Consider the following 16,966-nt stretch of genomic DNA (forward strand, 5'->3'; position numbering starts at 1 on the left):
CCGCGGTGCGCTCAGCGAGCGCTTTGGGCGCTCTGCGTAGCGGGGCGCCGTATGAAGGGTAACAAGGGGTTTTTTCATGCGAGCCGGGAGCCCGCAAGCGTCGCCTACTGGCTGAAGGAACCCCAACTCAGAGAGACACTGATGAACTTAGACCAGATGAAGATATCGACCCGACTGGGTTTCGGATTTGGCGCGATGGCCGCGCTGATCCTGCTGCTGGGCCTGCTGGCCTGGGCCAAGCTGGACGCGATGGACAGCCACTTCAAGCTGGCGATGGAAGACCGCTATCCCAAGGTCAAGGCCTTCAACTCGATCAAGGCCACCAACAGCCAGGTGGCGCTGTCGCTGCGCAATCTGGCCATCATGACCGAGCCGGCCGATATCGAGGCCGAGTTCGCGCTGATCGACGCGGCCTCCAAGTCGACCGGGGCCACCATCGACGCAATGACCAAGATCATGACGACGCCGGGCGGCAAGGCCGGTATCGCCAAGCTCAACGAGGCCCGTGCCGCCTACCGGGTCGAGCGCGAAAAGGTCACCAAGGCCTTGCGGGCCGGCGATGTCGAAACCGCCAAGGCCGTGCTGCTGAAGGACATGAAGCCCAAGCAGCAGGCCTATATGGCGGCCGCCGATGAGCTGATCACGCTGGGCAACAAGCTGATGGACCTGTCCAGCCAGCAGGCCGAGCAGGAGGCGCGCAGCGCCAAGCTGCAGATGGGGCTGTTGATCGGCGCGGCGCTGGGCCTGGCGCTAGGCCTGAGCTGGTGGCTGATACGCTCGATCACCACGCCGCTCAACGAGGCCGTGCGGGTGGCCAGCGGCGTGGCCGCCGGTGATCTGTCGCTGCCGATCTCGGCCGGCGGCAGCAACGAGACCGGCCGCCTGCTGAACGCGCTGCGCGAGATGCAGGCCCGCCTGTCGGCCATCGTGCGCGAGGTGCGCGATGGCGCCGAGAGCGTCGCCACAGCCTCGGCCCAGATCTCCTCGGGCAACCACGATCTGTCGGCCCGCACCGAGCAGCAGGCCTCGGCACTCGAAGAAACCGCCGCCTCGATGGAGCAGCTGGGCAGCACCGTCAAGGGCAATGCCGACAATGCCCAGCAGGCCAATCAGCTGGCGCTGGCCGCGTCCCAGGTGGCGGGCCAGGGCGGCGAGGCGGTCAGCCAGGTGGTGGGCACGATGCGCGAGATCAGCGCCAGCTCGAAGAAGATCGCCGACATCATCGGCGTGATCGACGGCATCGCCTTCCAGACCAATATCCTGGCGCTGAACGCCGCTGTCGAGGCGGCCCGCGCCGGCGAGCAGGGCCGCGGCTTTGCGGTCGTCGCCAGCGAGGTGCGCTCGCTGGCCGGGCGCTCGGCAGAGGCGGCCAAGGAGATCAAGTCGCTGATCGTCGCCAGCGTCGAGCGGGTCGAGCTGGGCAGCAGCCAGGTGGACCGCGCCGGCAGCACCATTGAGGAGGTGGTGGCCTCGATACGCCGCGTCACCGACATCATGGGCGAGATCAGCGCCGCCAGCAGCGAGCAGAGCTCGGGCGTGGCCCAGGTTGGCGAGGCCGTTACCCAGATGGACCGCGCCACGCAGGAGAATGCCGCCCTGGTCGAGGAATCGGCCGCCGCGGCCGAGAGCCTGAAGCAGCAGGCCCAGCAGCTGGTGCAGGCGGTCGCGGTGTTCCGGCTGCGCTGAGATAAGCCGAGCTAATGCCTGTGAAGCGGTGCGAATGCCGCTTCACAGCAGGGCCGCTCGGTCGTACAAGACGGGCTCCCAACACAAGATCCGGAGACCCTCATGCGCATCGGCTGTCCCAGCGAAATCAAGAACCATGAGTACCGCGTCGGCCTGACGCCGGCCAGCGTGCGCGAGCTCAGCGCGCGCGGCCATCAGGTGCTGGTGCAGGCCGGCGCCGGCGCGGCGATCGGGCTGAGCGACGCGCAGTACCTGGCCGCCGGCGCGCGTCTGGCGCCCGATTCGGCCGAGGTGTTCGCCTGGGCCGAGATGATCGTCAAGGTCAAGGAGCCGCAGCCGCAGGAGTGCGCGCTGCTGCGCGAGGGCCAGATCCTCTACACCTATCTGCATCTGGCGCCCGACCCCGAGCAGGCGGCGGCGCTGCAGCGCTCCGGCGCGGTCTGCATCGCCTACGAGACCATCACCGGGCCTGGCGGCGGCCTGCCGCTGCTGGCGCCGATGAGCGAGGTGGCGGGGCGCATGGCTATCCAGGCCGGCGCCGCGCATCTGGAGAAGAGCAAGGGCGGCATGGGCGTGCTGCTGGGCGGGGTGCCGGGTGTTGCCCCCGGCCATGTGGTCATCATCGGCGCCGGCGTGGTCGGCAGCCATGCGCTGCAGATGGCGGTGGGCCTGGGCGCGCGCGTCACGGTGCTGGATCGCAATGTCGACGCGCTGCGCCGGCTCGATCTGGTCTATGGCAACCGCATCACCACCCTGTTCTCCAGCGCGCAAGCCCTGGAGGACGCGGTGCTGGCGGCCGATCTGGTGATCGGCGGGGTGCTGATCCCGGGCGCGGCCGCGCCCAAGCTGGTGACGCGGGCCATGGTGTCGCAGATGCGCCAGGGCGCGGTGCTGGTGGATGTGGCGATCGACCAGGGCGGCTGCTTCGAGACCTCGCATGCCACCACCCATGCCGATCCGACCTTTGTCGTCGACGGCGTGGTGCACTACTGCGTCGCCAATATGCCCGGCGCGGTGGCCCGCACCTCGACGCTGGCGCTGAACAACGCCACCATCGCCCACGCGCTCGCGCTGGCCGACAAGGGCTGGCGCCGCGCGATGGCGGACAACCCGCATCTGCTGGCCGGCCTGAATGTGGCGGCCGGCCAGATCACCCATGCGGCAGTGGCCGCAGCCCTGGGCCGCGAGCATGTGGCGGCCGAGCGCCTGCTGGTCGCCCAGTGAGGGAAAACGCGGTAAGGTAGGGGCAGTGTTCAACCCACCAGGAGAGGTTCATGATCGAAACCCAGCAAAGCCAGAAAGACCGTCTGATGAGCGATCTGCATGCCGTCGTGGCCGAGGCCGAGAGTCTGCTGCGGGCCACGGCCGGCCAGGCCGGCGAGGGTGCCAGCGAGATGCGTGCCAAGGTTCAGGCCAGCCTGGACCGCGCCAAGCGCAATCTGCATGATTTGCAGGACGCTGCGGTCGAAAAGGCGCGCGCCGCCGGCCGCGCCACCGATGCCTATGTGCACGACAACCCCTGGCAGGCCATGGGCGTGGCCGCCGGCGTGGGCCTCTTGCTGGGCCTGCTGATCAGCCGGCGCTGATCTGCAAGGGCAGGCCCGGCGCCCGGGTCTGCTGCATCCAGGACTCCAGCTGTTCGGCCGGCATTGGCCGGGCGAACAGCCAGCCCTGACCCTCGTGGCAGCCCAGCGCCAGCAACTGCTGGCGCTGCTGCTCGGTTTCCACGCCCTCGGCGATCACGGTCAGGCCCAGGCCGCGGCCCAGGTTGATGACCATCTGCGCGATCGTCAGGCCGGCGCTGGAGTTCTGCGCCTCGCGCACAAAGGCGCGGTCGATCTTGAGCCGCTCGACATCGAGCTGGCGCAGATGGCTGAGGCTGGAGAAGCCGGTGCCGAAGTCGTCGATCGCCACGGTGGCGCCGGTGCGCTTGATATCGGCCAGCAGATGCAGCACCAGCTCGGTGTCCTCCATGGCCATCGATTCGGTGATTTCCAGCTCCAGATTCCTGGCGTTGACGCCGGTGTCCTGCAGCGCGCTGTTGAGGCTGGCGACAAAGCCGGGGTGGCGGAACTGGGCCAGAGAGATGTTCACGCACATGCGGAAATCGCCATAGCCCTGGTCTTCCATGCGCTTGAGTTGATGGCAGGCGGTGCGCAGCACAAACTCGCCGATGCTGATGATCAGCCCGCTCTGCTCGGCCAGCGGGATGAACTGGTCGGGCGGCACGAACTTGCCGTCCTCGGTGCGCCAGCGCAGCAAGGCCTCGGCACCGAGCGGCAGCGCGCTTGCCAGATCGACCTGGGGCTGGTAGACGACGAACAGCCGGTTTTCCTCGAAGCCGGCGCGCAGGCCCTTGAGCAGCTTGAAGCGCTCGCGCGCATCGGTGCCCATGGCCGGCGAGAAGTATTGCGAGGCGCCACGGTGCTGCTGCTTGGCACGCTTGAGCGCGATCTGCGCGTCCAGCAGCAGTTCGGAGCCCACCGAGGCGGACTCGGCCAGCCGCACCAGGCCGGTGGTGGCCGAGATCTGCAGGCGCTCGCCGGCCACGTCGAAGGGCTCGGCAAAGACCGCGCGGATGCTGTCGCTGTTGACCACCACCTCGGGCCCCATCAGGCCGAACACATCGGCGGCGACCCGGGCCATCGAGGTGTTCAGCCCCAGGGTCTCGCCCAGGCGCAGCGCCACCGACTGCAGCACCTGGTCGCCAAAGCCGTGGCCGAAGGCGTCGTTGACGTCAGAAAAATCGTCCAGATCGATCAGCGCCAAGGTGATGCCGGCCGGGTCCTTCAGGTTCTGGTCCAGCAGCTCGATGAAGCGCACCCGGTTGGGCAGGCGCAGCAGCTGGTCGCTGTAGGCGTGGTCCAGCAGCTGGCTGTAGAGCATCACGTTCTCGAAGCCCACCACGATATTGGAGCAGAAGGCGCGCAGCAGCTGCAGCTCCATGGCATCGAGCTCGCGGCCCACATCGACCAGAGCCGCCATCGAGCGGCCGCTGGCCAGCCCGAAGTACAGGCAGGTGCCGTTCTCGAACAGATGGCGGCGCTGCTGCAGGCAGCGCTGCAGGCGCTCGCGCACCGTGACCACCTGAACCGAGGCCAGCGGCGCGTTGATCAGGCCGCTGTACTGACCGGCCGCCGCGACGATGCGCACATCGCCGAGCTTGCCACCCGCGTCGGTGCCGGCCTGGGCGCAGACCAGGCCCTCGGGCAGGATGCCCAGCAAGGCGCAGAGCTGGGTCACCACGCCCTCGGCGAAGCGGTGCAGGCCACGCAGCCGGCTCAGCTCGGTGCTGGCCTCGACAATCATCTCCAGGCCCTGACGGTTTGCCTCCAGCGCGCAGATCTGCTTGTAGGAACGGATCGCGGCGGTCAGCACCGTGTAGAGCCGGGTGCGGGTCAGCTCGGACTTGGTCTTGTAGTCGTTGATGTCATAGGCCTGCACCGTCTCGATCTCGGGTGCATAGCCGGGCTGGCCGGTGCGCAGCACGATGCGTACCGCATGCTGGTTCAATTCCTCGCGGATCTGGCGCACCAGCTGCAGGCCGGCATTCTCGGACTCCATCACCACATCGAGCAGCACCACCGCCAGCTCATGCTCCTGGCTCATCAAGGCGCGCGCCTGCGAGGCCGAGCTGGCGTGCAGGAAAATCAGCGGCCGGCCTTCGATCTTCAGGCCCTGCATGGCCAGCTCGGTGGCCTTGTGAACATCGGCATCGTCGTCGACGATCAGCACCCGCCAGGGACTGAGCGGCTCGTGGCCGGCCTGGTCTGCACCTTCCGGATGGTCCAGGAACTCCAGCAGATCGTCCTCTGGGGCGCTGGCTGGATGCATGTTGTCGGGCATGGGTTGGATCCTGTGCTGCCGCTCTATGGCGGCAATCTCCTAGATTAGGGGAAGAATGGCAGGCCGCACATCGGCGCTATCGCTCTTGACCGTTTGCGCTCGTTATAGACGATTTGCCGCCGCATCCTGCGACGATCTAACAACAACCGGGGCGCGGCTCCGTGATATTGCCGCTAAGCTGGCCGGCAAGTGAAGACCAAGGAGATGGCATGGACAACAAGAACGAGGCGGATGCAGCGCCGAGCGGTGGGCTGATCGGGGCCTTGCAGCGCCTGGGCGAGCACGGCCTGGAACTGCTGCAGGTGCGGCTGTCCCTGCTGGGCACCGAGCTGGAGGCCGAGAAGCTGCGCCTGCTGACCGCCTTGCTGCGGGCCTTGCTGGCCCTGGTGCTGGTGGCCTTGGCCTTGGGCCTGCTGAGTGTCGCGCTGGTGCTGCTATGCCCCGATCCCTGGCGCTGGCTGGCGGCCTTGCTGCTGGGCCTGGTCTATGTCGGCGGGGCCTACGGCCTGTGGCAGAAGGCGCGGGAGCAGATGAGCGCGCCGGGCGGCTTGTTCGCGGCCAGCGTGGCCGAGCTGGCGCGCGATCGCGACGCGCTGAGGGGCTCCTGATGTTCAGTCTGGCCGAGGCACGGGTCCGGCAGCGCCAGCTGGAGCTGCGGCTGCGCAGCGCCGAGCTGCGCGCCGCCTTGCAGCAGGACGGGCGGGCGCTGCAGACGCCGCTGCTCTGGGCCGACCGCGGCCTGCAGGCCTGGGCCTGGCTGCGCGGTGTGCCCTGGACGGGCCGACTGCTCGCCAGCGGGGCGGCTCTGCTGCTGCTGCGCCGGCCGAGCCGGCTGCTGGGCCTGGCGGCGCGGGGCTTTGGCTGGTGGCGGCTCGGACAGCGGTTGCTGGCGCTGTGGCGCCGCCCACCGCCGACCTGAACTCAGCGCCCCGGCTTGGCCTTCCTGACGGCGGGCCGGGGCGGGCGGCTGCCGGTATCCCGCGGCGGCAGTCCGGTGTGTTGGGTCAAGATCTGACCCTTGAGCGGCGGGGTGCGCACGGCCTGCTTGGCCAGTGGTTTGGCGACCGAGGTCTTGACGCCGGTCGGCGTCGAGTTCTTGCGCCGGGCGCTCTCGTAGCTGCCGTCGGTGACCGGCTGGAAACTCGGGATCAGGTGGTGCTTGCCATTGCCGATCAGGTCGGCCCGGCCCATGGTCTTCAGCGCCTCGCGCAGCAGCGGCCAGTTGTTGGCGTCGTGATAGCGCAGAAAGGCCTTGTGCAGGCGGCGGCGGCGGTCGCCGCGCACGATGTCGACCGTCTCGCTGTCGTGGGTGACCTTCTTCAGCGGGTTCTTGTTCGAGTGGTACATGGCCGTGGCCGTGGCCATCGGGCTGGGGTAGAAGGTCTGCACCTGGTCGGCGCGGAAGCCGTTCTTCTTCAGCCAGACCGCCAGATTCATCATGTCCTCGTCCGAGGTGCCCGGGTGGGCGGCGATGAAATAGGGGATCAGGTACTGCTTCTTGCCGGCCTCTTCGCTGGCCTGCTCGAACATCTTCTTGAACTTGTCGTAGGTGCCGATGCCCGGCTTCATCATCTTGGACAGCGGCCCGCCCTCGGTGTGCTCGGGCGCGATCTTCAGATAGCCGCCGACATGGTGGGTCACCAGCTCCTTGACGTACTCGGGCGACTGGATCGCCAGGTCGTAGCGCAGGCCCGAGCCGATCAGGATCTTCTTGACGCCTCGCAAGGCCCGCGCGCGGCGGTACATCTTGATCAGCGGATCGTGATTGGTGTTCAGGTTCGGGCAGATGCCGGGATAGACGCAGCTGGGCTTGCGGCAGGCGGCCTCGATCTCGGGCGACTTGCAGCCGATGCGGTACATATTGGCCGTCGGGCCGCCGAGGTCGGAGACCACGCCGGTGAAGCCCTTGACCTTGTCGCGCATCTCCTCGATCTCGCGGATCACCGAGTCTTCCGAACGGCTCTGGATGATGCGGCCCTCGTGCTCGGTGATCGAGCAGAAGGTGCAGCCACCGAAGCAGCCGCGCATGATGTTGACCGAGAAGCGGATCATCTCCCAGGCCGGGATCTTGGTCTCGCCCTCGTGGCTGCCGTTCGCATCGGCATAGCTCGGGTGCGGCGCGCGGGCATAGGGCAGGTCGAAGACATGGTCCATCTCGGCCGTGCTCAGCGGGATCGGCGGCGGATTGATCCACAGATCGCGTTCGCCATGGCGCTGCACCAGCGCGCGGGCATTGCCCGGATTGGTCTCCAGATGCAGCACCCGGTTGGCATGGGCATAGAGCACTGGGTCGCTCTTGACCTGCTCATAGGCCGGCAGGCGGATCACGGTCTTGTCGCGCGGCGGCAGCGTGATCTTGGCCGGGCGGTGGATGGTGATGGGCTTGGGCGCGTCTGCCGCCGGCTTGTCGCCGCTCGCGCTGCTGCAGGAGGCGCCCTGGTCGGCGGCGGTCTCCTCGATGGTCTGGTAGGGGCTGATCAGATCGTCGATGCGGCCCGGCGTGTCGACCGAGGTCGAGTCGAGCTGGAACCACTCGTGCGAGCTCGGATCATCGGTGCGGCGCATGAAGGCGGTGCCGCGCACATCGGTCAGGCTCTCGATCGGCTCGCGCCGCGCCAGCCGGTGAGCGATCTCGACAATGGCGCGCTCGGCATTGCCATAGACCAGCAGATCGGCCTTGGCGTCCACCAGGATGGAGCGACGCACCTTGTCGCTCCAGTAGTCGTAATGCGCGATGCGGCGCAGCGAGGCCTCGATGCCGCCGATCACGATGGGCACCTCGTTCCAGGCTTCCTTGCAGCGCTGGGTGTAGACCAGCGTGGCGCGGTCGGGCCGCTTGCCGCCCTGGCCGCCGGGCGTGTAGGCGTCGTCGGAGCGGATCTTGCGATCGGCCGTGTAGCGGTTGATCATCGAATCCATATTGCCGGCCGCCACGCCAAAGAACAGATTCGGTTTGCCCAGGGCCTTGAAGGGGTCGACGCTCTGCCAGTCGGGCTGGGCGATGATGCCGACCCGAAAGCCCTGCGCCTCCAGCGTGCGGCCGATCACCGCCATGCCGAAGCTGGCGTGGTCCACATAGGCGTCGCCGGTGACGATGATGATGTCGCAGCTGTCCCAGCCCAGCTGGTCCATCTCGGCCCGGCTCATCGGCAGGAACGGCGCCGGCCCGAAGCGCTTGGCCCAGAACGGGCGGTAGGCCGTCAGGGCCTTGTTGGGCTTGGGCGGGGCGATGGTGGTGTGGGCGGACATGGCGGTGGGGCTGGCGGGCAACCCGCTATTGTCCTTGACCTGGGGCAAACCCGGTCATTGCCAATGCAAATCAAGGGGATTGGCGGTGTATTTATTCCGCCTGCCGGGCGTTGCTGCAGGCGCCGGCCAGTCCCAGCCGGGCGTGCTCGGCCGCGCTGAGCGGCGGCAGCAGCCCCGCATCGTTGCCGCGGGCCAGGCTGCCGAGAAAGCCCTCGATGGCGGTCTGGCCGACCTCGATCAGGTCGAAGCCGTCCTGATCGATCACCCACTGGTGCAGCAGCCCGTCGACCAGGGCCACCAGGGCCACGGCGGCCAGCGACACATTCAGCCCGGCCGGCAGCAGGCCTTCGGCGATGGCGCGCTCGAAGGCGGCGCGGTTCTGGGCCCGCCAGCCCTGCATCGCCTGCAGCTTGCGCTCCTGCAGGGCCTGCAGTTCGCCGGTGTACTCGACCTTCTTCATCGCGATCTCGAAGACCCGACGGGTGCGCTCGTTATGGACCGCGCAATGGAAGATGTTGACTAGGCCCCAGCGCAGCTCGGTCAAGGTCAGCGGCGGCGCCTCGCCCTCGGACTGCAGGCTCATGCCTTCTTCCAGCGGCATCGTGGCGCGGTCCATCATGGCCTGGAACAGCTCGGCCTTGTCCTTGAAGTGCCAGTAGACCGCGCCACGGGTCAGGCCGGCGGCCTCGGCGATCTGCTGCAGCGAGGTGCGTGACACCCCTTGCCGCAGAAACAGGTGTTCCGCTGCATCGAGCAGGTGGTGGCGCGTCTCCTGCGCCTCTTGTTTGGTTTTGCGTGCCATGACCCCAGGATTTTATACGGGTTTACATACATCCATGAATGTATGTGTATATACTCCGGGTCAACCCCGAGTTCAAGCCGCTGGCGTCATCCGTCGTACCCCTGTCGGCCGCGAGGCGCACCAATTTCAAGAGAGGCCCCACCCGTGATCTGTTCAGCATCATCCCAACAGCAGCCCGCCCCCCTCAGCCTGGGCAGCCGTGTGCTCTATCTGGTCCCGCTGACGGTGGCGATCGCCGCCGTGCTGCTGGGCTGTTCCAAGGAAGGCGCAGCCCCGGCCAAGGGTGGCGGCATGCCGCCGCCGGCGGTGGGCGTGGTCACGGCGGCCTTGCAGCCGGTGGCCGTGCAGACCGAGCTGCCGGGCCGGGTCGAGGCCCAGCGCGTTGCCCAGGTGCGAGCCCGTGTCAACGGCGTCGTGCTCAAGCGCCTGTTCACCGAAGGCGCCGAGGTCAAGGCCGGTCAGGCCCTGTTCCAGATCGATCCGGCGCCGTATCAGGCGGCCTATGACAGTGCCCAGGCCCAGCTGGCCAAGGCGCAGGCCAATCTGAGCCAGGCCGCCGCCCAGGCGGAGCGCAACAAGCCCCTGGTCGAGGCTCGGGCGATCAGCCAGCAGGAATACCTGGTGGCGGTGGCTGCTGCCAAGCAGGCCGAGGCTGATGTGGCCGCCGCCAAGGCCGCGATCACGACGGCCAAGCTCAATCTGGACTATGCGGCCGTCAGCGCACCGATCGCTGGCCGCATCGGCCGTGCGCTGGTGACCGAGGGCGCGCTGGTCAGCGCCGCCGAAGCCACCCAGCTGGCGCTGATCCAGCAGACCTCGTCGGTCTATGTCAACTTCACGCAAAGCGCCAATGAGGTGCAGCAGTTGCGGCGTGCGCTGGCGGCCGGCCAGCTGCGCTCGGCCGGCGGGGCAGATGGAAAACAGGCCGCCCAGGTGCAGGTGCTGCTGGACGACGGCAGCACGAAGACCGGCAAGCTGCTGTTCACCGATCTGACGGTGGACACGAGCTCGGGCCAGGTCTCGCTGCGCGCCGAGGTGCCCAATGCCGACAGCGCGCTGCTGCCCGGCCAATATGTCCGGGTGCGCCTGGCCCAGGCCGAGCGGCCGGCGGCCATGCTGCTGCCGCAGCAGGCGGTGACGCGCAGCAACACCGGCGACACGGTGCTGGTGGTCGGCGCCGACAACAAGCCCCAGCAGCGCCCGGTCAAGATTGGCGGCGCCCAGGGCAATCAGTGGGTGGTGCTGGACGGCCTGAAGCCCGGCGAGAAGGTGATTGCCGACGGCTTCCAGAAGATGTTCGTGCCCGGCGCACCGGTCAACCCCGTGCCCTGGTCGCCCGCTGGCTCGGCGCCCGCAGCCGCGGCCTCGGCCGCCAGCCGTTAAGACAGGCAGGACTCAGCTATGGCACGTTTTTTCATCGACCGCCCGATCTTCGCCTGGGTGATCGCGCTCTTCATTCTGGTCTTCGGCGGGGTCGCGATCACGCAATTGCCGGTGGCGCAGTACCCGACGGTCGCGCCGCCTTCGCTGGCCATCAATGTGGCTTATCCCGGGGCCTCGGCCAAGACGCTGGACGAGAGCGTGGTCTCGGTCATCGAGCAGGAGCTCAATGGCGCGCCCGGCCTGGCCTATATGGAATCGGTCAGCCAGGCCAATGGCACGGGTGCGATCACCGTGACCTTCGAGCCCGGCACCAATATCGACCTGGCCCAGGTCGAGATCCAGAACCGCCTGTCGCGCGCCAACCCGCGCCTGCCGGCGGCGGTGACACAGCAGGGTGTGCGCGTCGACAAGGCGCGCAGCAACTTCCTGCTCTTCGTCACGCTGTCCAGCAAGGATGGCTCGATGGATCCGGTGGCCCTGGGTGACTACGCGGCGCGCAATATCGTGCCCGAGATCCAGCGCATTCCCGGCATCGGCCAGGCCCAGCTCTTCGGCACCGAGCGCGCAATGCGCATCTGGCTGGAGCCGGCCAAGATGTTGTCCTTCAACATCAGCCCGGCCGAGGTCAATGCCGCGATCCGTGCGCAGAACGCGCTGGTGCCGGCCGGCACGATGGGCGATCTGCCCAATCTGTCCAGCCAGACCATGTCGGCCACCGTGGTGGTCAAGGGTCAGCTGGAGAATGTCGAGCAGTTCGGCAATATCGTGCTGCGCGCCAATGCCGATGGCTCCAGCGTGCGGCTCAAGGATGTCGCCCGCATCGAGCTGGGCGGCCAGGGTTACAGCACCTATGCGCGCCTGAACGGCAAGCCCTCCACCGGCATCGGCGTGCAGCTCTCGCCCAGCGGCAATGCGCTGGCGGCGGCCACCGCCGTCAAGCAGCGCATGGCCGAGCTGGAGCGCTTCTTCCCGGCGGGCGTGATCTATGAGACGCCCTACGACTCGTCGAAGTTCGTCGACATCTCCATCACCCAGGTGGTGCACACCCTGGTCGAGGCCATCGTGCTGGTCTTCCTGGTGATGTATCTGTTCCTGCAGAACTGGCGCTACACGCTGATTCCCACCCTGGTCGTGCCGGTGGCCCTGCTGGGCACCTTCGCGGTGATGCTGGGCATGGGCTACTCGATCAACGTGCTGACGCTGTTCGGCATGGTGCTGGCGATCGGCATCCTGGTCGATGACGCCATCGTCGTGGTCGAGAACGTCGAGCGCATCATGAGCGAGGAGGGGCTGTCGCCCCGCGAGGCCACGAAGAAGGCGATGGGCCAGATCTCGGGCGCCATCATCGGCATCACCGTGGTGCTGGTGGCGGTGTTCGTGCCGATGGCCTTCTTCAGCGGCTCGGTCGGCAATATCTACCGCCAGTTCTCGCTGGCCATGGTGGCCTCGATCTCGCTGTCGGCGCTGATGGCGCTGACCCTGACCCCGGCGCTGTGCGCGACCCTGCTGAAGCCGGTCGAGGCCGGCCACCACCATGACAAGCGCGGCTTCTTCGGCTGGTTCAACCGCGGCTTCTCGCGCACCGCCAAGGGCTATGAGGGCTGGGTCGCCAAGCTGCTCAAGCGCGCCCCCAGCATGATGGTGGCCTTTCTGGCCATCGTCACCGTGGTGGGCTGGCTCTATCTGCGCCTGCCGACCTCCTTCCTGCCCAATGAGGACCAGGGCTATCTGATCGTCAATGTGCAACTGCCCCCGGGCGCAACGGCGGCCCGTACCGAGGCAGCGGTCAAGTCGGTCGAGGACTTCATGCTCAAGCAGCCCGAGGTGCAGTCCACCATCGGTGTGATCGGTTTCTCGTTCTCCGGCCAAGGCCAGAATGCCGCGCTGGTGTTCGTGCCGCTGAAGCCCTGGGAGGAGCGGACCAAGCCCGAGAACAGCGCCAGCGCGCTGGCTGGCCGTGCCTTTGGCGCGATGATGATGGGGGTGCGCGACGCCTTTATCTACCCGCTGTCGCCGCCGCCCATTCCCGAGCTGGGCACGGCCACTGGCTTCGCGCTGCGCCTGCAGGACCGCGCCGGCCTGGGCCACGAGGCCTTGCTGGCCGCGCGCAACCAGCTGATGGGCATGGCGGCCCAGAGCAAGATCATCACCGGCATGCGCCCCGATGGCCTGGAAGACGCGCCCCAGCTGCAGATCGACATCGACCGCGACAAGGCCAATGCCCTGGGCATCAGCTATGACGCCATCGCCGCGGTGCTCGGCACCCAGCTGGGCTCGTCCTATGTCAACGACTTCCCTAACCAGGGTCGTCTGCAGCGCGTTGTCGTGCAGGCCGATGCCCAGGCCCGCATGCAGCCCGAGGACCTGCTGCGTCTGAACGTCAACAACGCCCAGGGCAAGTCGGTGCCGCTGTCGGCCTTTGCCTCGACCCGCTGGATCAGCGGCCAGATGCAGGCCACCCGCTACAACGGTTATCCGGCAATGCGCTTGGCCGGCGATGCCGCTCCCGGCGCCTCGACCGGCGACGCGATGAAGGAGCTGGAGGCTATGGTGGCCAAGCTGCCGGCCGGCATCGGCTATGAGTGGACCGGCCTGTCCCGCGAGGAAAAGCTCTCTGGCGCCCAGGCCACCGTGCTGCTGGCCTTCTCGCTGCTGGCGGTGTTTCTGTGCCTGGCCGCGCTGTATGAGAGCTGGTCGATCCCGTTCTCGGTGCTGCTGGTCGTGCCGCTGGGCATTCTGGGCGCGGTGCTGGGAGCGACCCTGCGCGGCATGCCCAATGATGTCTACTTCAAGGTCGGCCTGATCACCATCATCGGTCTGTCGGCCAAGAACGCGATCCTGATTATCGAGTTCGCCAAGGACCTGCAGGCCCAGGGCAAGGGCCTGATCGAGGCCATTCTCGAAGCCGCCCATCTGCGCTTCCGCCCCATCATCATGACCTCGATGGCCTTCATCCTGGGCGTGACCCCGCTGTTCTTCGCCAGCGGTGCCGGCTCGGCCAGCCAGCGCGCGATCGGCACCGGCGTGCTCTCGGGCATGCTGACCGCGACCTTCCTGGCCGTGCTCTTCGTGCCGGTGTTCTTCCTGGTGGTGCGGCGCGTGTTCAAGGGCAGCGAGCGGCAGCGCAAGATGTACGCCCACGAGCTGGAAGCCAATCCGGTGCGCGACGCCGAAGGAATCTGAGATGCATAAGAACAATCCCCTGACCTTTGTGAGCACCGCCGTCGCCGCGCTGCTGCTGGCCGGCTGCACCAATCTGGCGCCCGCGCACCAGCGCCCGGCCGCCCCGGTGGCGCAGAGCTGGCCGGCGCCGGCGGCCGCTACCGGCCAGGCTGCGGCCGAGCTGGCCTGGCCGCAGTTCTATGCCGGCGATGCGCGGCTGGCCGAGCTGATCAAGCTGGCGCTGCAGAACAACCGCGATCTGCGCGTGGCGCTGCTGAATGTCGAGCAGGCGCGGGCGCTGGCCCGTGTGGTCGATGCCAACCGCCTGCCGACCGTCGGCGTTGGCCTGTCCGGCAGCCGACAGCCGACCGCCGACGGCGGCAGCACGCGCAATTACCAGGCCGGTCTGCAGATCACCGCCTTCGAGCTGGACCTGTTCGGCAAGATCAAGAACCAGAGCGACGCGGCGATGGCCCGCTATCTGGCCACGGTCGAGGGCGGCCGCGCCGCGCAGATCGCCCTGGTCTCCGGTGTGGCGTCCAGCTATCTGGCCCTGCAGGCCGATGAGGAGCTGCTGGCGCTGGCACGCCAGACCCTGGCGACGCGCGAGGACAGCCTGCGCCTGACCCGGCTGCGCTACGACGTCGGCGCGGCCTCGGCGCTGGATCTCAGTAGCGCCGAGTCGGCCGCTGCAGCCGCGCGCGCCACCGTTGCCCAAACCCAGCGCCAGCGCGATCAGGACCAGAACGCGCTGGTGCTGCTGCTGGGCCAGCCGCTGCCGGCTGCGCTGCCGCAGGGACAGGCGCTGGCCGCGCTGCAGCTGGCCGATGTGCCGGCCGGTCTGCCGTCCGAGGTCTTGGTGACGCGCCCCGATGTCTTGCAGGCCGAGCAGCAGCTGATCGCGGCCAGCGCCAATATCGGTGCCGCGCGCGCGGCCTTCTTCCCCAGCATCACGCTGACCACCAGCCTGGGCACGGCCAGCAGCCAGCTGTCCGAGCTGTTCAGTAACACTGCCTGGACCTTCACCTCGCAGGCGCTGATGCCGCTGTTTGATGCCGGCCGCAACCGCGCCAATCTGGAGGCCGCCAAGGCCGCCCAGGGCATTGCGGTGGCGCAGTACGAGAAGGCGGTGCAGACCGCCTTCCGCGAGGTAGCCGACGCACTGGCCGGCCGCGCCACCTTGGATGAGCAGCTGCAGGCGCAGCAGGCCCAGGCCGAGGCCGAGGGCCAGCGCCTGAAGCTGGTCGAGCTGCGCTATGCCAACGGCGCCTCCAACAATCTGGAGCTGCTCGACGCCCAGCGCGCCAGCTTCGCCGCCCAGCAGGCGGTGCTGCAGGTGCGCCTGGCCAAGCTGCTCAACGGTGTGCAGCTCTACAAGGTGCTGGGGGGCGGCCTGGGCTGATACATTGCCGCCCATTGCTCTTGAAGCCATGGTGCGGCGATGTCGGTGCTCTATCTGCTGGATCTGCTCGGTGTCGCGGTGTTCGCGGTCAGCGGTGCGCTGGCGGCCGGCCATCTGGGCCTGGACCCGGTCGGCGTCATCGTCTTTGCGGCGCTGACCGCCGTCGGCGGCGGCACCTTGCGTGACCTGCTGCTGGGCCGTCATCCGATCTTCTGGATGAGCGACGTCCGCTATCTCTATGTGATTGCGGCCGCGGCGCTGGCGACCACTTTGTGGGTGCGCTGGTTTGTCGTGCCGATGCAGTCGCTGCTGGTGGCCGATGCGCTGGGGCTGGCGCTGTTCGCGCTCTGCGGTGCGCAGCTGGCCGAGGCCCGGCGCCTGCGCGGCATCGTCATCGTGCTGCTGGGCACGATGACCGGTGTCGGCGGCGGGGTGCTGCGCGATGTGCTCAGCGGCCAGGTGCCGCTGCTGCTGCGCAAGGACATCTATGCCTCGGCAGCGATCGCCGGCATCGTCGCCTATCTGCTGCTGCAGCGCCTGGGCCTGCCGCGCCCCTGGGCCTTCGGCATCGGGCTGGCCGCTGTGGCCGGCATCCGGCTCGGCGCGCTGGCCTGGGGCTGGCAGCTGCCGGCATTTCGTTTGCCGGCTTGAAGCCAGGACCTGGGCCTCAGTGCGTGCGCACCCAGGCCAGACCTTCGTTGGTGGCGTAGCGCAGGGCGGCACGTTCGCTGATGAAGCGTGGCGTGAAGCGCATCACGCGGTCATGGCTGGCCATGCCGCGGCCGGAGCGTATCGAGACCGAGGCGGCAAAGCTGCCATCGGCTTGGGGTTTGATCATCGGTGAGACAAGGTATTTGCCCACCTCTATGCTGTTCTTGTGCATATTTTTCATGGAGGTGTGCGCCAGGACGCTGTGTCTCGGCGCGATAAGGGATTGAACGCTCGAATGAAGACCTGCCGCATCAGCAAAGCTGGCGCATGGGTGTTCATCGACGGTGTTCGGTGGTTTGTGACCTCGAGAGGTCAGGGCATTGGCTTGGGAGGCCGCCCGCTGCGTACTTGCCGGTTTCTTTTTATGGTCTTGGCAGGTATTTGAAGCACGGTGGGTCGGGTTGAGCCGACCCACCGTTTGGCTTTGATGCGATCAAAGCAGGTGACGCTCACGCGTCACCATCGACAGCCAATTACAGGCCGCGGATGTTCGAAGCTTGCAGACCCTTGGGGCCTTGCTTGACTTCGAATTCCACCTTCTGGTTTTCAGCCAGAGTGCGGAAGCCGCCGTTGTTCTTGATTTCGCTGTGGTGGGCGAACAGGTCCTTGGAGCCGTCTTCCGGCGTGATGAAGCCGAAGCCCTTGCCGTCGTCAAACCATTTCACGGTGCCAGTTTGCATAGTCGTCATGATGTGTTCCTTTGGAAACAAATTAAAAAACCACCT

Annotated in this window: 14 protein-coding genes; 9 read left to right on the plus strand and 5 right to left on the minus strand. The window is 67.6% G+C overall.

What is annotated here, in order from left to right; all coding sequences use genetic code 11:
- Positions 1-141: 141 nt before the first annotated feature.
- The 3 genes from O5M90_RS21795 (at position 142) to O5M90_RS21805 (ending at position 3,272) form a co-directional block, all read left to right on the plus strand.
- Positions 142-1,686 (plus strand): methyl-accepting chemotaxis protein, encoded by a 1,545-nt coding sequence (locus O5M90_RS21795; protein ID WP_269838074.1) that lies wholly within the window; start codon positions 142-144, stop codon positions 1,684-1,686.
- 102 nt (positions 1,687-1,788) lie between these two features.
- Positions 1,789-2,910, plus strand: a complete 1,122-nt coding sequence (ald, locus tag O5M90_RS21800; protein WP_440402330.1) for an alanine dehydrogenase — start codon at positions 1,789-1,791, stop codon at positions 2,908-2,910.
- 50 nt (positions 2,911-2,960) lie between these two features.
- Positions 2,961-3,272: a DUF883 family protein gene (locus O5M90_RS21805; protein WP_137941369.1), complete on the plus strand. Its 312-nt coding sequence runs from the start codon at positions 2,961-2,963 to the stop codon at positions 3,270-3,272.
- Here O5M90_RS21805 and O5M90_RS21810 read toward each other — a convergent pair.
- On the minus strand, positions 3,259-5,532 hold the full coding sequence (locus O5M90_RS21810; protein ID WP_262971403.1) for a GGDEF/EAL domain-containing response regulator: 2,274 nt from the start codon (positions 5,530-5,532) through the stop codon (positions 3,259-3,261). The genes O5M90_RS21805 and O5M90_RS21810 overlap by 14 nt on opposite strands.
- Positions 5,533-5,741: 209 nt before the next feature.
- Between O5M90_RS21810 and O5M90_RS21815 the strand changes: the two genes are divergently transcribed.
- Together O5M90_RS21815 and O5M90_RS21820 are read left to right on the plus strand one after the other, a co-directional pair.
- Complete coding sequence (locus tag O5M90_RS21815) at positions 5,742-6,140, plus strand: phage holin family protein (protein ID WP_269838073.1); 399 nt, start codon at positions 5,742-5,744, stop codon at positions 6,138-6,140.
- Positions 6,140-6,451: a YqjK family protein gene (locus O5M90_RS21820; RefSeq protein WP_269838072.1), complete on the plus strand. Its 312-nt coding sequence runs from the start codon at positions 6,140-6,142 to the stop codon at positions 6,449-6,451. The genes O5M90_RS21815 and O5M90_RS21820 overlap by 1 nt, the downstream gene beginning before the upstream one ends.
- Positions 6,452-6,453: 2 nt before the next feature.
- Here the strand turns inward: O5M90_RS21820 and O5M90_RS21825 are convergent, their stop codons facing one another.
- Entirely contained in the window at positions 6,454-8,781 is a 2,328-nt protein-coding gene (locus O5M90_RS21825) for a YgiQ family radical SAM protein (RefSeq protein WP_262971401.1), read from the minus strand.
- Positions 8,782-8,872: 91 nt separating this feature from the next.
- Positions 8,873-9,583 (minus strand): TetR family transcriptional regulator, encoded by a 711-nt coding sequence (locus tag O5M90_RS21830; protein WP_262971400.1) that lies wholly within the window; start codon positions 9,581-9,583, stop codon positions 8,873-8,875.
- 147 nt (positions 9,584-9,730) lie between these two features.
- On the opposite strand from O5M90_RS21830, the gene O5M90_RS21835 reads away from it, so the two are divergent.
- From O5M90_RS21835 to O5M90_RS21850, 4 genes are read left to right on the plus strand one after another with little or no spacing between them, the layout of a single operon-like run.
- Complete coding sequence (locus O5M90_RS21835; RefSeq protein ID WP_440402522.1) at positions 9,731-10,966, plus strand: efflux RND transporter periplasmic adaptor subunit; 1,236 nt, start codon at positions 9,731-9,733, stop codon at positions 10,964-10,966.
- 18 nt (positions 10,967-10,984) lie between these two features.
- Positions 10,985-14,149: an efflux RND transporter permease subunit gene (locus tag O5M90_RS21840; protein WP_269838071.1), complete on the plus strand. Its 3,165-nt coding sequence runs from the start codon at positions 10,985-10,987 to the stop codon at positions 14,147-14,149.
- Between the two features lies 1 nt (position 14,150).
- A complete protein-coding gene (locus O5M90_RS21845; RefSeq protein WP_269838070.1) occupies positions 14,151-15,530 on the plus strand; it encodes an efflux transporter outer membrane subunit in 1,380 nt (459 codons plus the stop codon).
- Positions 15,531-15,569: 39 nt separating this feature from the next.
- On the plus strand, positions 15,570-16,181 hold the full coding sequence (locus O5M90_RS21850; protein WP_262971397.1) for a trimeric intracellular cation channel family protein: 612 nt from the start codon (positions 15,570-15,572) through the stop codon (positions 16,179-16,181).
- A gap of 16 nt (positions 16,182-16,197) precedes the next feature.
- On the opposite strand, the gene O5M90_RS21855 is transcribed toward O5M90_RS21850, so the two are convergent.
- Positions 16,198-16,422 carry a hypothetical protein gene (locus tag O5M90_RS21855; protein WP_137941378.1) on the minus strand — a complete coding sequence of 75 codons (225 nt, stop codon included), beginning with the start codon at positions 16,420-16,422 and terminating at the stop codon, positions 16,198-16,200.
- 292 nt (positions 16,423-16,714) lie between these two features.
- Positions 16,715-16,921 carry a cold-shock protein gene (locus tag O5M90_RS21860; protein ID WP_137941637.1) on the minus strand — a complete coding sequence of 69 codons (207 nt, stop codon included), beginning with the start codon at positions 16,919-16,921 and terminating at the stop codon, positions 16,715-16,717.
- Positions 16,922-16,966 lie beyond the last annotated feature (45 nt).

Source organism: Paucibacter sp. M5-1 (genome assembly GCF_027498415.2).
Classification (GTDB): Bacteria; Pseudomonadota; Gammaproteobacteria; order Burkholderiales; family Burkholderiaceae_C; genus Roseateles_E.

What these genes read in the sequence shown, in the direction of transcription:
- O5M90_RS21855 (WP_137941378.1), bottom strand. Translation starts at nt 16,422, where the DNA reads ATGAAAAATATGCACAAGAACAGCATAGAGGTGGGCAAATACCTTGTC.
- O5M90_RS21850 (WP_262971397.1), top strand. Translation starts at nt 15,570, where the DNA reads ATGTCGGTGCTCTATCTGCTGGATCTGCTCGGTGTCGCGGTGTTCGCG.
- ald (WP_440402330.1), top strand. Translation starts at nt 1,789, where the DNA reads ATGCGCATCGGCTGTCCCAGCGAAATCAAGAACCATGAGTACCGCGTC.
- O5M90_RS21820 (WP_269838072.1), top strand. Translation starts at nt 6,140, where the DNA reads ATGTTCAGTCTGGCCGAGGCACGGGTCCGGCAGCGCCAGCTGGAGCTG.
- O5M90_RS21830 (WP_262971400.1), bottom strand. Translation starts at nt 9,583, where the DNA reads ATGGCACGCAAAACCAAACAAGAGGCGCAGGAGACGCGCCACCACCTG.
- O5M90_RS21805 (WP_137941369.1), top strand. Translation starts at nt 2,961, where the DNA reads ATGATCGAAACCCAGCAAAGCCAGAAAGACCGTCTGATGAGCGATCTG.
- O5M90_RS21840 (WP_269838071.1), top strand. Translation starts at nt 10,985, where the DNA reads ATGGCACGTTTTTTCATCGACCGCCCGATCTTCGCCTGGGTGATCGCG.
- O5M90_RS21815 (WP_269838073.1), top strand. Translation starts at nt 5,742, where the DNA reads ATGGACAACAAGAACGAGGCGGATGCAGCGCCGAGCGGTGGGCTGATC.
- O5M90_RS21860 (WP_137941637.1), bottom strand. Translation starts at nt 16,921, where the DNA reads ATGCAAACTGGCACCGTGAAATGGTTTGACGACGGCAAGGGCTTCGGC.
- O5M90_RS21795 (WP_269838074.1), top strand. Translation starts at nt 142, where the DNA reads ATGAACTTAGACCAGATGAAGATATCGACCCGACTGGGTTTCGGATTT.
- O5M90_RS21810 (WP_262971403.1), bottom strand. Translation starts at nt 5,532, where the DNA reads ATGCCCGACAACATGCATCCAGCCAGCGCCCCAGAGGACGATCTGCTG.
- O5M90_RS21825 (WP_262971401.1), bottom strand. Translation starts at nt 8,781, where the DNA reads ATGTCCGCCCACACCACCATCGCCCCGCCCAAGCCCAACAAGGCCCTG.
- O5M90_RS21845 (WP_269838070.1), top strand. Translation starts at nt 14,151, where the DNA reads ATGCATAAGAACAATCCCCTGACCTTTGTGAGCACCGCCGTCGCCGCG.